The organism is Nocardia sp. bgisy134, from assembly GCF_057708325.1.
Map to the genome: position 1 here is coordinate 137,403 of NZ_JBYIRW010000014.1, position 13,808 is coordinate 151,210.

General features: G+C 68.0%; 13 protein-coding genes. 6 read left to right on the forward strand and 7 right to left on the reverse strand.

The genetic code is table 11. The annotated features are described in order from the left end of the window. Nucleotides 1-7: 7 nt before the first annotated feature. From AC3ERS_RS24165 to AC3ERS_RS24190, 6 genes are all read right to left on the reverse strand, one after another. Nucleotides 8-1,534 (reverse strand): Re/Si-specific NAD(P)(+) transhydrogenase subunit alpha, encoded by a 1,527-nt coding sequence (locus AC3ERS_RS24165; RefSeq protein WP_431970351.1) that lies wholly within the window; start codon nucleotides 1,532-1,534, stop codon nucleotides 8-10. Nucleotides 1,535-1,538: 4 nt separating this feature from the next. Further along, a complete protein-coding gene (locus AC3ERS_RS24170) occupies nucleotides 1,539-2,666 on the reverse strand; it encodes an acyl-CoA dehydrogenase family protein (RefSeq protein WP_431970352.1) in 1,128 nt (375 codons plus the stop codon). After that, nucleotides 2,663-3,841: an acyl-CoA dehydrogenase family protein gene (locus AC3ERS_RS24175; protein ID WP_431970353.1), complete on the reverse strand. Its 1,179-nt coding sequence runs from the start codon at nucleotides 3,839-3,841 to the stop codon at nucleotides 2,663-2,665. The genes AC3ERS_RS24170 and AC3ERS_RS24175 overlap by 4 nt, the downstream gene beginning before the upstream one ends. A gap of 64 nt (nucleotides 3,842-3,905) precedes the next feature. Next, on the reverse strand, nucleotides 3,906-4,937 hold the full coding sequence (locus tag AC3ERS_RS24180) for a phosphotransferase family protein (RefSeq protein WP_431970354.1): 1,032 nt from the start codon (nucleotides 4,935-4,937) through the stop codon (nucleotides 3,906-3,908). Between the two features lie 76 nt (nucleotides 4,938-5,013). Beyond that, nucleotides 5,014-5,784, reverse strand: a complete 771-nt coding sequence (gene fabG / locus AC3ERS_RS24185; RefSeq protein ID WP_431970355.1) for a 3-oxoacyl-ACP reductase FabG — start codon at nucleotides 5,782-5,784, stop codon at nucleotides 5,014-5,016. Beyond that, nucleotides 5,781-6,998, reverse strand: a complete 1,218-nt coding sequence (locus AC3ERS_RS24190; protein WP_431970356.1) for an acetyl-CoA C-acetyltransferase — start codon at nucleotides 6,996-6,998, stop codon at nucleotides 5,781-5,783. Before AC3ERS_RS24190 ends, fabG begins: the two co-directional genes overlap by 4 nt. Nucleotides 6,999-7,150: 152 nt before the next feature. On the opposite strand from AC3ERS_RS24190, the gene AC3ERS_RS24195 reads away from it, so the two are divergent. Genes AC3ERS_RS24195 through AC3ERS_RS24205 form a run of 3 tightly spaced genes read left to right on the forward strand, consistent with a single transcriptional unit; the run spans nucleotide 7,151 to nucleotide 9,481 of the window. Beyond that, the gene (locus tag AC3ERS_RS24195) at nucleotides 7,151-7,765 is read left to right on the forward strand and encodes a TetR/AcrR family transcriptional regulator (RefSeq protein ID WP_431970357.1); all 615 of its coding nucleotides are present in this window, start codon (nucleotides 7,151-7,153) and stop codon (nucleotides 7,763-7,765) included. Beyond that, nucleotides 7,762-8,511 (forward strand): AraC family transcriptional regulator, encoded by a 750-nt coding sequence (locus AC3ERS_RS24200; protein ID WP_431970358.1) that lies wholly within the window; start codon nucleotides 7,762-7,764, stop codon nucleotides 8,509-8,511. Before AC3ERS_RS24195 ends, AC3ERS_RS24200 begins: the two co-directional genes overlap by 4 nt. A 43-nt stretch (nucleotides 8,512-8,554) precedes the next feature. Continuing rightward, on the forward strand, nucleotides 8,555-9,481 hold the full coding sequence (locus tag AC3ERS_RS24205) for a sterol desaturase family protein (protein WP_431970359.1): 927 nt from the start codon (nucleotides 8,555-8,557) through the stop codon (nucleotides 9,479-9,481). Between the two features lie 68 nt (nucleotides 9,482-9,549). Here the strand turns inward: AC3ERS_RS24205 and AC3ERS_RS24210 are convergent, their stop codons facing one another. Beyond that, nucleotides 9,550-10,482, reverse strand: a complete 933-nt coding sequence (locus AC3ERS_RS24210; RefSeq protein ID WP_431970360.1) for a LysR family transcriptional regulator — start codon at nucleotides 10,480-10,482, stop codon at nucleotides 9,550-9,552. 137 nt (nucleotides 10,483-10,619) lie between these two features. Here AC3ERS_RS24210 and AC3ERS_RS24215 point away from each other — a divergent pair, with 137 nt between their 5' ends. The 3 genes from AC3ERS_RS24215 to AC3ERS_RS24225 all read left to right on the forward strand — a co-directional run bounded on the left by AC3ERS_RS24215 (nucleotide 10,620) and on the right by AC3ERS_RS24225 (nucleotide 13,808). Then, a complete protein-coding gene (locus tag AC3ERS_RS24215) occupies nucleotides 10,620-11,903 on the forward strand; it encodes an MFS transporter (RefSeq protein WP_431970361.1) in 1,284 nt (427 codons plus the stop codon). Nucleotides 11,904-11,988: 85 nt separating this feature from the next. After that, nucleotides 11,989-13,275 carry a PucR family transcriptional regulator gene (locus AC3ERS_RS24220; RefSeq protein WP_431970362.1) on the forward strand — a complete coding sequence of 429 codons (1,287 nt, stop codon included), beginning with the start codon at nucleotides 11,989-11,991 and terminating at the stop codon, nucleotides 13,273-13,275. A gap of 236 nt (nucleotides 13,276-13,511) precedes the next feature. Continuing rightward, nucleotides 13,512-13,808: a hypothetical protein gene (locus AC3ERS_RS24225; protein ID WP_431970363.1), complete on the forward strand. Its 297-nt coding sequence runs from the start codon at nucleotides 13,512-13,514 to the stop codon at nucleotides 13,806-13,808.

The window sequence follows — 13,808 nt, forward strand, 5'->3', positions numbered from 1 at the left end:
GGCAGGCTCAGCTGCGGGAGAACATGGCGAGCATGCGGCGGGTCACCGCGAAGCCGCCGAAGACATTGATGCTTGCGAGCAAGATCGCCGCGCAGGACATCACCGTGATCCACCGATCGCCGTGCCCGATCTGGAGCAGCGCGCCGACCACGATGATTCCGGAGATCGCGTTGGTGACCGACATCAGCGGGGTGTGCAGCGCGTGGTGCACATGGCCGATCACGTAGTAGCCGATCACGATCGCCAAGGCGAATACGGTCAGATGTCCCTGCAGCGCTGCCGGGGAAATCGCGACCAAGCCGAACAGCGCCGCCGCAGCGACCAGAGCGATACCCAGTCGGCGGCCTGCCGACATCGGCTGCTTCGTCGGCGCCGCCTCGATCTGTGCGGTGGGCTCGGTGACGGCGGGCTTGGCGGAGACCGACACCGGCGGTGGCGGCCAGGTGATTTCACCGTCACGAACGACGGTGATGGACCGCTGGATCACGTCGTCGAAATCCAGGACGAGCTGCCCGTCTTTCGCCGGCGTCAGCAACGCGAGCAGATTCACCAGATTGGTGCCGTACAGCTGGGACGCCTGAGCGGGCAGTCGCCCGGCCAGGTCCGTGAACCCGATGATCGTGACGCCGTTGTCCGTCACGATCGCCTGGTCCTTGACGGTGCCTTCGACGTTGCCGCCGTTCTGTGCCGCCATGTCGACGATCACGCTGCCCGGCCGCATCGACGCGACCATGTCCGCGGTGATGATCCGCGGCGCTGGACGGCCCGGGATCAGCGCGGTGGTGATGATGATGTCCACGTCCGTGCACTGGTCGGCGTACAGCTGCGTCTCGCGGGCCTTGTAGTCGTCGCTCATTTCCTTGGCGTAGCCGGTGCTCGACACTTCCGCCTCTGCGGACTCGATCGAAAGGTACTCCCCGCCCAAGGATTTGACCTGGTCGGCGACCTCCGGCCGCGGGTCGGTCGCGCGGACCACCGCACCCAGGCTGCCTGCCGCGCCGATCGCCGCCAGGCCGGCCACACCTGCGCCGACCACGAGAACCTTGGCCGGCGGCACCTTCCCGGCGGCGGTGACCTGTCCGGTGAAGAACCGGCCGAAGGCGTGGGCAGCCTCCACGACCGCGCGGTAGCCCGCGATGTTGGCCATCGACGACAGGACGTCCATCGATTGCGCACGTGAGATCCGCGGCACAGCCTCCATCGCCAGTGCGGTGATCGGCCGCTTGCCGAGGTCTTCGACGAGCTCCGGATCGAGTGCGGCCGACAGGATGCCGATCACCGTGGCGCCACGGTTCATCTCGTCGAGCTGGTAGGTCGCGGGCGCATTGACACCGAGGACGATGTCGGCGCCGCGGGCGTTCCCGATGGAGGCCCCCGCCTCGACGTATGCGTCGTCGGAGAAGGACGCCGCTGCTCCGGCGCCGGCGTCGACGACTACGTCGTATCCGAGCCCGATCAGCCGAGCGACGGTCTCCGGCGTCGCAGACACGCGTGTTTCGCGCGGGCGAGCTTCCCGCAGAACACCGATGATCACCTTGTCAGCTCCCGTCGTGTGCAGGTGAAGAAAGAGAGTGCGGCCCCGGTACCGCGACCAGTTCGGCCAGGCGCGATCGGTGATCGCCACCGGTGCCGAAGGCGAGTTGGTCGGCTTTCGCTCGCTTGAGGTACAGATGCGCAGGGTGCTCCCAGGTCATCCCCATACCGCCGTGCAGCTGGATCGCCTCTTCAGCCGCGTGCACTGCCGCGTCGCTGCAGAACGCTTGCGCCACACTCGCGGCAACAGGTGCGTCGCTGTCTGCCGCGGCGAGCGTGGCGGCGGCGTATCGCGCGGCGGCGTTGGCGGACTCGACCTCCGTGTAGAGATCGGCGAGCCGGTGCTTGAGCGCTTGGAAGCCGCCGACGACGCGACCGAACTGGCGCCGCTCCTTCAGGTAGGCCACGGTCTCGTCGAGGCACCAACGGGCGATGCCGTATTGCTCGGAGGCGAGCAGGGCGGCGCCTGCCGCGAGACCCCGGCGGATCGCCGGTTCGCCGTCGGCGACGACCAACTCGCCACGGACGCCGTCCACTGTGACGTCGGCGAGCTGCCTGGTCATGTCGAGCGAGATCACCGGAGCGATGTCGGCTTCCTCGGCCGAGACCGCATAGACGGCAATGCCATGGGGGCCGGCGGCCGGAACCAGCAGGACATCGGCTTCCAACGCTCCGGCGACACTGGTGATGGTTCCGCTGAGCCGGCCGTCGGCCCCCAGAGCCACCGTGCGTAGCTTCCCGTGCGGAGCCGTGGAGAACGGGAGCACGAGCGCGGCGGTGCGCTCCCCTGCCGCGAGTCCGCCGAGCAGCGAGCTGTCGGTGCCGAGCAGGACGGTGGTGGCAACCACCGCGCTGGTCAGGAAGGGCACCGGCGCGACGAAGCGCCCGAGCTCTTCGAGGACGACCGCGGCCTCGCGGGCCGAAGCCCCCGCCCCACCGCGCTCCTCGGGCACGAGCAGACCGGCCAGACCGAGATCGACGGCGATCTGCTTCCACAGGCTGGCGACCGGCGACCGGTCGCCGTCGTAGAGCGCGGTCACCTCGGCCGAGTCGCAGTGGGAGTCGAGAACTGCACGGACAGCGTTGCGCAGGTCGTCCTCGATATCGGTGTAGAGCAGATCCAGGTCGGTCATCGGGCGACCTCCTTCCAGGGACGGTCCTTGTCCGTTCGAGGCTCGGGAGGCAGCCCGAGAACTCGCTCGGAGACGATGTTGCGCAGGATCTCGGAGGTACCGCCTTCGATGGAATTGCCCTTGGCACGCAGGTATCGGTAGCCGGCGTCACGGCCGTTGAAGTCGACCCGGCCCGGCCGCACGAGGGTCCACTCCGAGTAACGCAAACCGTCCTCGCCGAGAATCTCCAGTTCCAGTCCGGAGAGCTGCTGGGCGACCCGGGCGAAGGTGAGCTTCATCGCCGCGCCCTCCGGGCCGGCCTGCCCCCTGGCCAATTTCTGCCGCAGCCGCACGGCGGCGAGGCGACCGACCTCGGCATCGACCCACAGCCGCAGCAGCCGGTCGTGCAGCTCGGCGGTGCGCCGTTCGGGATGCGTACGCCAGGTCTGCGCGACCACACCGATGATCCCGGACTCGCGGGCGCTGGCTTTGCCGCCGATCGCGACCCGCTCGGTGTTGAGCGTCGCGTTGGCCACCTTCCACCCGTCGCCTTCTCCGCCGAGTCGCTGAGCGTCGGGGATGCGGACGTCGGTGAGGAACACCTCGTTGAATTCGGCCTCCCCGGTGATCTGGCGCAGTGGCCGCACCTCGACACCCGGATCGGTCATGTCGCACAGGAAGTACGTCATGCCACGGTGTTTGGGCACTCCCGCGTCGGTGCGGGCGAGCAGGATGGCGAACTGCGCCAGGTGCGCGCCGGAGGTCCAGACCTTCTGTCCGTTGACAACCCAGCCCTCGCCGTCGCGCACCGCGCGGGTGCTGACGTTGGCCAGATCGGAGCCGGCGCCAGGCTCACTGAAGAGCTGGCACCAGATCTCCTCGCCGGTCCACAGTGGCCGCAGGAAACGGCGCTTCTGTTCCGCTGTCCCGTAGGCGAGGATCGTCGGCGCTGCCATGCCGAGGCCGATGGAGTTGGCCATGGGGTTGTTGTCAGGCGCTCCCGCCTGCTCGAGCATCCTGTCCACCTCGAGCTGCCACGCATGGGGCAGATCGAGCCCACCGTGGCCTTCCGGGAAATACACCCAGGCCAGGCCGGCGTCGTAGCGAGCGCGGAGGAAATCCAGTCGCTCGGTCGTGGCGGGATCGTGGTCGGCGAGGAACTCTTCGACTCTGCGCCTCAGATCGTCGAGCGTCATCGCGCCTCCCGCTGCGTGCGCGAGGTTCTCGGTACCTCGGTACGGGCGTCGTAGGCGAAGTCCATCAGCGATGCTCCTTCAGTGCGGTGAGGCCGGTTTCGAGCAGGGGATGGATCGCGGAGCCGAGGCCGGCGAAGCCCTCGCCCACGGTCTGGTTGTGCAGATAGCGGTAGTGCACTCCCTCGAGGATCGCCGCGAGTTTGAATGCCGCGAGTCCGAGGTAGAACCCGAAGTCGGACATATCGCGGTCACTACCCGCGGAGTACCGGGCGATGATCTCGGCCTCGGTCAAGAAGCCGGGCGCAACGGAGGCATCCGCCACCGTCGCGCTGCTGTCGAGTTCGGCGGCCAGACGCCCGTAGACGAGCATCAACGCCAAGTCGGTCAGCGGGTCGCCGAGCGTGGCCATCTCCCAGTCGATGACTGCCGCGGGGCGGTCGTCGTCATCGGTCAGCACATTGTCCAGCCGGAAGTCGCCGTGCACGATGCCTGCGGCGGACTCCGGCGGGACAAGGGCGGCAAGACGCGAGTGGAGTTCGACAGCCGCGGGCAGGTCGCGCGTGTGAGACGCATCCAGTTGCTTCTTCCACCGGCCCACCTGACGCGCCAGGAAACCTTCCGGCCGACCGAAATCCGCCAGCCCGACCGCCGCCGGATCGACCGCGTGCAGTGCGGCAAGGGTGTCGACGAGACCGGTCGAGATCGCCCGGGTCCGTTCAGGTCCCAGCTCCGTCAGCTCGGTGGCGTAGCGGTACGGCCGGCCCTCGACTCGCTCCATCACGTAGAACGGTGCGCCGAGGACGTCCTCGTCACGGCACATCGCGTACATGGCGGGCACCGGGACGGCAGTCTGCTCGAGGGCCGCCATCACCCGGTACTCCCGCGCCATGTCATGGGCCGTTGCCAGCACATGCCCCAGCGGCGGACGACGGACGATCCACGTCGTGGCGCCGTCGGTCACCTCATAGGTCAGATTGCTCTTCCCTCCGGCGATCACTCGGCCGGTGAGCTCCGAGCCGACGCCGGGAACGGCCGCACGCAGCCATGGCGTGAAGCGCCCGAAGTCGAGCCCGGGGAGTTCCGTCGCGGTTCCCATCACGCCACCACGAACGAGACGCACACCAGCTTGTCGCCGCCCTCGCGCTCGAGTTCGGCGACGCCCTGGAAGACCCTCACGCCTTCGGCCCTCCCGCTATGTAGAGCACCTGTCCGGAGACGAATCCGGCGCCCTCGCTGACGAAGAACGACACGGCGTGCGCGATGTCGTCCGGCACGCCGGTCCGTGCCACCGGGATCTGAGCCGCCGCACCGGCTTTGAAGTCCTCGAACGGGATCCCGACACGTGCCGCGGTCGCGGCCGTCATCTCGGTCTCGATGAAGCCGGGCGCGATCGCGTTGGCGGTGACGCCGAACTTGCCGAGCTCCAAGGCCAGGGTCTTGGTGAAACCCTGCAGGCCGGCCTTCGCCGCCGCGTAGTTGGCCTGGCCGCGGTTGCCCAGTGCCGAGGTACTGGACAGGTTGACGATGCGGCCGAATCCGGCTTGGGTCATGTGCTTCTGGACTGCCCGGCTCATCAGGAACGAGCCGCGCAGATGCACGTTCATCACCGTGTCCCAGTCGTCGGCGGTCATCCGGAAGATCAGGTTGTCGCGGAGGACACCGGCGTTGTTGACCAGCACAGTGGGAGCGCCGAGTTCGGCGGCGACCCGGTCGACCGTGGTCTGCACGGCAGCCTCGTCCGACACATCGGCGCCGATCGCGATCGCCCGGCCTCCGGCGGCCTCGATCTCCTCGACCACTGGCTTGCCTGCGGCCTCGTCGAGGTCGACCACGGCGACGGCCAAGCCGTCCGCGGCCAGGCGGCGGGCGACGGCGGCGCCGATGCCCCGGGCCGCTCCGGTGACGATCGCGGTGGTGGTGGCGGTCACGGGGTTGCCGGTCACGACAGACGCTCCAGAACCATGGCCATCCCCTGACCGCCGCCGACACACATGGTCTCCAGCCCGAACTGCTTGTCGTGGAACCGCAGCGAGTTGATCAACGTGCTGGTGATCCGAGCGCCGGTCATCCCGAACGGATGACCCACCGCGATCGCGCCGCCGTTGATGTTGAGCTTGTCCTCGGGGATGCCGAGTTCACGGGCCGAGCCGATCACCTGCACCGCAAAGGCCTCGTTGATTTCCACCAGGTCGATGTCGTCGATGGTGAGGCCAGCTCGGCGGAGCGCTTGCTTGGACGCTTCGATCGGACCGAGGCCCATGATTTCGGGCGAGAGCCCGGAGACACCGGTGCTGACGATCCGGGCCAGCGGCGTGATTCCCAGCTGCGCGGCCTTGGTGTCGGACATGATCACCAGCGCGGCCGCGCCGTCGTTGAGTGCACAGCAGTTGCCCGCGGTGACGGTGCCGTCGGGGCGGAACACCGGCTTCAGCGCCGACACCGCCTCCAGCGTGACTCCCGCACGGGGACCGTCGTCCGCGCTGACAACCGTGCCGTCGGGCAACGTCACCGGCGTGATGTCGCGAGCCCAGAAGCCATCGGCGATCGCCTTCTCCGCCAGATTCTGCGACCGCACACCGAAGGCGTCCTGCTCCGCACGAGTGATGCCGGTGAGCTGCGCGACGTTCTCCGCGGTCTGCCCCATCGCGATGTACACGTCGGGCAGCAGTCCTTCGGCGCGCGGGTCGGCCCAGGTCGAACCACCGGCAGCGCGCTTCGCCGTGCGGGCCACGGCCTCGGCGAAGAGCGGATTCTCGGTATCCGGCAGACCATCGGCATTGCCCTTGGCGAAGCGGCTCACGGTCTCGACACCGGCCGAGATGAAGACGTCGCCCTCACCGGCCTTGATGGCGTGCAGCGCCATTCGGGTGCTCTGCAGGCTCGAGGAACAGTACCGGTTGACAGTCGTGCCGGGGACCCCGTCGAGACCGGCCAGCACCGCGACGACCCGGGCCATGTTGAAGCCCGACTCCCCGGCCGGCTGGCCGCAGCCGAGCACGAGGTCCTCGACTTCGGCGGGGTCGAGCGCGGGTACCTGAGCCAGCGCCGCGCGAACCATCTGGACAGTCAGGTCATCGGGACGCATCTCCTTGAGCGACCCCTTGCCTGCCCGGCCGATGGGAGAGCGAGCGGCGGCGACGATCACGGCTTCCGGCATCTAGACTCCTTAGATAAATAAGCGCTTGCTTAGCAGCAAGAGTGCAGGAGCCGGAGGCGACCGTCAATAGGAGGTTGCCGATGGACTGCGTTAGCCACCTCACACCACCTCCTCGGTGACATGCGGAATCGAGACGCGATAATGAGCCCGAAATGACCGATACGACCGAACCCCGCGGCGATGCGACTCGCGCTCGGCTACTGGATGCGGCCATCGCCGCGTTCGCCGAGAAGGGCTTCAACGGCACCACCACGCGCGACATCGCCGCAGCAGCGGGAATGAGCCCGGCCGCGGTGTATGTGCATCACAAGTCCAAGGAAGAGCTCCTGTACTTGATCTCGCGGTCAGGTCACGAGGAGACGCTGGACCTGGTGACGAAGGCGGTCGACTCGTCCAGCGACCCAACCACCGCGCTGCACAATGTGATTCACGACTTCGCCGTCCACCATGCCCGCGGACGCACCGGCGCCCGGATCGTGAACTACGAATTGGCGGCACTCACGCCCGAGCACCATGCCGAGATCCGCGGCATTCGCCAGCAGATCGACAAGGAGATTCGCGAGCTCGTCGAGCGCGGTGTCGCGGCAGGCGTCTTCGACACACCCGACCCGCGCATGGCCAGTGTCGCGCTGCTGTCGCTGGGGATCGACATCGCCCGCTGGTACCGCGACGGGGGCGACTGGAGCCCCGACGACATCGCCGACGGCTACGCCGACATGGCCCTGCGCATCGTCGGCGCGACGGACGCTGCGTCAGATCTTCGATGACCGCGACGATGCCGCGCTGGCTCGGCGGGGTCGTGTTCACCCCCGGCCTGATGGCCTTCAGCGGCGACATCGGCGACACCGCGGCCCATTCCCATGCCGCCGTGCAAGTTTTGCTCGTCACCGCGGGCGAGGCGACCTTGGTCGACGCCGCCGGGCGCACCGCGGCCGCCGAGCTGGCGATCATCCCGCCAGGGGTGCGTCACGAAGTGCGCGCCGCCCCGGCCACCAAGGGTTTCATCGCCTACCTCGACTCCGGTAGCGGCGTCGGCCGCGCCGCCCTCGCTCGGCTCCGCGGCCTGCCTGCCGATCGCGTCACCAGCTGGATCACCGCGGCGAACCCGCGCACCACAGTGGTTGCGCCGCAGCAGAACTCGGCGATACGGCCGTCGCCCAGGTCCCCGCACCCGGTGGTGGCCGAGGCGCTGCGGGTGGCCGCGGCGTCCGCAGGCGGGCCACCGTCGTTGGGCGATCTCGCTGCCGCCGTGGCGATGTCGCCGAGTCGACTGTCGCATCTGTTCACCGAGCATGTGGGGCTGCCGTACGCGGCGTGGCGACGTTGGACTCGACTGCATCTCGCGGTCGGCACCGTGCGCGCGGGCGGGTCGCTGACCGAGGCCGCGCACGCCGCGGGTTTCACCGACAGCGCTCACTTGACCAAGACGTGCCGCGACCTGTTCGGCATCACCCCCACCGAAGCTCTGGTCGCGACCGGCTGGCGAGCTCCACCCGCCACGCAGCTCAGCTGATTTCTACAAGTCTCCACCGGGATGCGGCGGCGAGGCTGAGTACATGTCCACAATCGCTCGACCCCTCATCCGCTACGGCTACGCACCGCTCCTGCTGCTGGGTATCAACGGCACTGGAATCGCCTTGGCCGCAAGCGGAGCCAACAAGGCCTGGCTGCTTGCTCTGCTGGTCACCGCTATCGCGTTGTCGTTCGCCGCCGAACGCCTGCTGCCGTATCGGAGCGCCTGGAACAGCTCCCACGGTGACGTCGGACGCGATACCGCGCATACCTTCGTCAACGAAACGCTCATCCTCGCCAGTGTCGCCGCCATCCCGGCCCTGGCCGCGCTCGTCCCCGGTGACGGGATCTGGCCTACCAGTTGGCCGTTCGCCGTTCAGGTGCTGATCGCGATTCTGGTCGCCGACCTCGGGATCACTCTGACGCACTACGCCAGTCACAAGGTCGGGGTGTTGTGGCGGTTTCACGCGGTGCACCACAGCGTCACTCGTTTCTACGGTCTCAATGGCCTGATGAAACACCCTCTGCACCAAACCCTCGAGATGACCGCGGGCGTCACCCCGCTGTTGCTGGCCGGGATCCCGGTGCCGGTCGCGTCGGCGTTGTCCCTGGCGGTCGCGGTGCAGCTGCTGCTCCAGCACTCCAACGCCGACTACCGCGTCGGCCCGTTGAAATACGTCTTGGCGCTCAACGAAGGCCACCGCTTCCACCACTTGAAATGGGCGGGCATCGGCGACGTCAATTTCGGGTTGTTCACGCTCATCTGGGATCACCTGCTGCGCACCCACACCTACGACCCCTCCCGCCAATTCAGCAGCGCCGACCTCGGGATGGCCGCCAAACCCGACTATCCCGTCGGCTACCTGGCTCAGCTCGCCGAACCCTTCACTCGTCACGGCGCCTGCACGTCACCTCCGGCGACCCCACCGACGCCTCGGCGATCGACCGTGGCGAGGACACCGTCCAGCTGATCAGCTGAAAGCGACCTCGGATGCCGAGCCCCGTTCTCGGGCTCGGCTTTTCGCAGTCCTGGAAATCCTCATCCTGGCCGCACCCAGTCCGGGATCCATACGTCCTCGGTGGATGTCGTCCGGTACCCGGCCTGAAGGTACTCGAGGAAGTGCGCGAGGACGGGGTGCGGATTGTCCGCTCGCCAGATCACGGAGAGCGGATAGACCGGGGTCGGGTCGACGACGGGGATTCGGCGCAGGCCATAGCTTTCCGGCCAGAGGTATCGGGAGCCTTCGCCGACGAAGGTGGCGAGCTGGGCCGACTCGGCGATTTCGGCTAGGAGCGGTTCGACGCCGAAGCTCGGCCCGATCGTGTCGATGGTGAGCCCGAACGCCGTCGCCAGATCGTGGTAGTAGCCGACCGGCTCGGGGTCGGACATGCCGGGCATCCAGATGCGGTGATCGGTGAGCTCGGCCAAGGTCACGGTCTCGGCGTTCGCCAACGGATGTCGCGGGCCGACCAGCAGCTCGTGCCGGTCGTCGATCACTCGCGAGGACCGCAGTCCGTGCGGAAGGTCAAGGCCTCGTAGGGATCTGAAGGTGGCGTCGAGAGTGCCCGCATCGATCTCGGCCAGCGCCGATGCCGCATCGGCGTGGGTCAGGGTGACGACATCGAGCTCGATGTCGGGATGCTGCTGGTAGAAGGCGTAAAGAACGTTGGAGGGCGCGATCCTGCGGCCGACGACGTCGATCCGAAGAGCCCTTCGCCCCGGCGTCACGGCCGCTGTGACGCGTTCGGCAGCGCGGAGAAGCGCACGCGCATGAGACAGCACCGCTTGCCCGTCGACAGTGAGCCGCGCACCCCGGGCGGTCCGCGCGAAGAGCTGTACGCCGAGCTCCCGCTCCAGGCTCGCCACTCGCCTCGAGGCTCCCTGCTGGGTGATCCCCAGATCGTCGGCAGCGGCTTGGAACTGGCCGGTCTCGGCAACAGCGACGAAAGTACGAACCGCATCGAGATCCACGACGGGAGAACCTACTCCCACAACGACGAGTTGTGGCTCGCCGCTCGCTCTGTTGTTGGTGGCAGCGCCCATCGACCGGCTTCGATCTCCCTGGCAACAAAGCGTTGTCGCACGAGGTGTGAAGCGGAGCGAAGCGAGTGCCGTATATCGGGCGGAAGGCGAAACTGGGCGAGGCCTTCGGGTGGTTGTGGGCCGCCTACGCGGTCAGCGCCTACGGGACCGGGCTCGGGTTCGGAGCCTTCTCCGTCGTTGCCATCACGGTCCTGCACGCAGGCTCGGCGGAAGTGGCGGCCTTGTCGTCGGCCGGGCTCGCGATCGGGGCGCTGCTTGCGGTCCCGCTCGGGCCGTGGATGGAGTTTCGCGCCAAGCGGCCGATCATGATCGCCACGGATGTCATTCGATTCGCGGCGCTGGCATCCATACCACTCGCCTACTGGCTGGGCGTGTTGTCCTTCGCGCAGCTCTTGGTGGTCGCCATCGTCGCCGCGGCGGCGAAAATCGCGTTCGCGGCCGCCAGCGGCGCGTACCTCAGGACCATCGTTGCCGCCGACGGAATTCTGGTGGCCACCAGTCGTTTCGAGTCCACCACCTGGTCGGCCACGATCATCGGACCGCCCGTGGGCGGCGCGGCCATCGGGGTGCTGGGGCCGGTGACCACGCTCGTCATCGATGCGACGAGCTACCTCCTCTCGGCGCTCGGCATCACCGCGATCAGACAACCCGAGCAGCCCCCGAATCCGCGCAAGACCGCGACGCGCCGATGGAGCGACATCGTGGAGGGCTGGCGATACATCCTCGCCCACCGCACGTTGCGGGGATTCTTCTTCAACACGGTATCGGTCAACGGGCTGATCATGGCTACCGAGCCGCTGTTGTCGGTGCTGATGCTCTCCCACCTTCGGTTCCCGGTCTGGCAGTACGGTCTGGCATTCGCTGTTCCGTGTGTCGGTGGCCTGATCGGGTCACGACTCGCCCGCCATATCGCTTCCCGCTGTGGCGAACGGACGGTGTTGCGGGTCTTCGGCACGCTACGTGCCTGCTGGCCACTCGGGCTGGCGTTCATCCAGCCAGGCCTGACCGGGCTTGTGCTCGTGATGGTCACCGAGTTCGGGCTGATCCTCTGCGCGAGCATCTTCAACCCTGTCTTGGCCGCTCATCGGTTGAACAACACCGATACCGGTCGCCACGCCCGGGTGCTGGCCGCGTGGTCGATCACCACCAGCCTCGGCATCGCCGTGGTCACCGTGCTGTGGGGTCTGCTGGCGCAACTCACCGGGCCACGTCCAGCGATCGCTCTGGCGGGGGTTCTGCTCCTCGGCACGCCGTTCCTGCTGCCGCGGCAGTTCACCTTCACCCCGCCGGAACCGGCCGACCCCACTCCGCCGAGTGAACAGCCGGTCAGCGAGGGGGCGCGAGCATGACTCACGACGACCGGCCGGTGCCGGTGGCCATCACCTCCTCCGGGACGACCGCGTCGCGCCGGAGCGAGATACATAGAATGATCGGGTGACGACTTCTCGTCGCGATGGCGCAGTCGAGCTCGGTCACCCTCTTGTTCGGGTCGCCGCCCGGATGAACGAGCGGGTGACCGAAATCGGCGCGACCATCCGGCGCGAACTCGAGAAAGAAATAGCCGAGCTGCGCGACGACACGCATTCTCTGGGGCTGCTCGGCGCCAGCGTGGAAGCCAATGTCGAAACACTGGTGCATGCGCTGCGCCACGATATTCCGGTCGCGCGCGTCCAGGCGCCCACCGCCGCGATCGAGTACGCCAAACGCCTTGCCCAGCACGATGTTCCGGTCAACGCCTTGATTCGCTCCTACTGGGTCGGGCAGCGCCGGATGAGCGAACTGGTCTTCGCGGAGGTGCGCGCCGCCGACATCGCGGCGCAGCAGCGCCTCGACGTCCTGGAGACCATCACCACGACGCTGCTCGATTACATCGACGCGATCACCCTGCAGGTCGTCGCCGCCTACCAGGGTGAGCGGGAACAGTGGCTGGAGAGCCAGAACAGCCTCCGTGCTCTGGAGGTCCGCGAAGTGCTGACCGGGATGAGCGCCATCGATATCGACGCGGCGACCGTGTCGATCCGCTATCCGCTGCGCTGGCATCACCTCGCGCTGGTGTTGTGGTACCCGGAGCTGAGCACCGACGGTGACGAGCTCCCCCGGATGCGGCGGTTTGTGCAGGAGCTGGCCGAAGCGGCGAACACCGAGGCGCGTCCGCTGTTCGCCGCCGCCGATCGGGTCAGCGCCTGGGCCTGGCTGCCCTACCGATCGCTTCCCGCCGACCTGGTCGGCACCGTCCGCAGGTTCGCACGCGACCGGGCGGACGTTCCCTGCTTCGCGATCGGCACGCCCGGCGCCGGGGTCGCGGGTTTCCGCCGGTCACATCGACACGCTCAGGCCGCGCGCGCGGTCGCGCTCGCACGCGGCACGGACCATCCGGCGGTGTTCTCCGCGACCGATCCGGGACTGTCGGCCGCGGCCCTGCTGTGCGGCGACATCGCGGAAGCGCGGGAATGGGTGAGCGACGTACTCGGCGATCTGGCCGCCGACAACGACAACGACGAGCGGTTACGGGAGACCTTGCGGGTGTTCCTGCGCACCGGATCGAGCTACAAGGCGGCTGCCGCGGAGTTGAACCTGCACTCCAATTCCGTGAAATACCGGGTAGCGCGAGCGGTGGCGCGACGGGGTCGACCGATGGACGAGGACCGGCTCGAGGTCGAGATGGCGTTGCTGGCGTGCCAGTGGTACGGGGCGGCGGCATTGCGCCGGGACCCGGCATAGCGCTGTCGCCGGTGACAAACATCCGCATGGACTTCGTTGCCTCGAGACTATGGCGCGAGCTGCGCGCAGGTCTACCGTTCCGGCATCGACTCTGATCGTAGGCGTCGGCGAAGGAGCCCACGCCCTCTGCCGATCCGATGGCCATCGACAACGCAGCCACGACTCGAAGGCCCGCCATCCGTGACCGCCGCCACGCAACCCGGGCGCCGGGCATCCGCCGCGTACGGAGGAAAGAAATGACGACGACAATCGAGATCGCCGACGAGCTCGCGACTCCCCTGGATCTGCTGCCTGCGACTTCCGAGATCGGCGTCGGCTGGCGCACGCTGCCCGATACGTCGTGGACCCGCACGGCGCTGAGCCTGGCCGAGCAGCCGCGGACTGTCGCCGAACAGGGCGCGCTCGGCCACGAGTCGATGACCATCGCCCCCGGCCGCTCCGCTCGCGCGCCCGCCGCAAGCGACTGGCGCTTCGACGATCCGGTCGGTCGGGACAATCCGCTGTTCGATGTCGAAGGATCCGGAAAGAGTTGA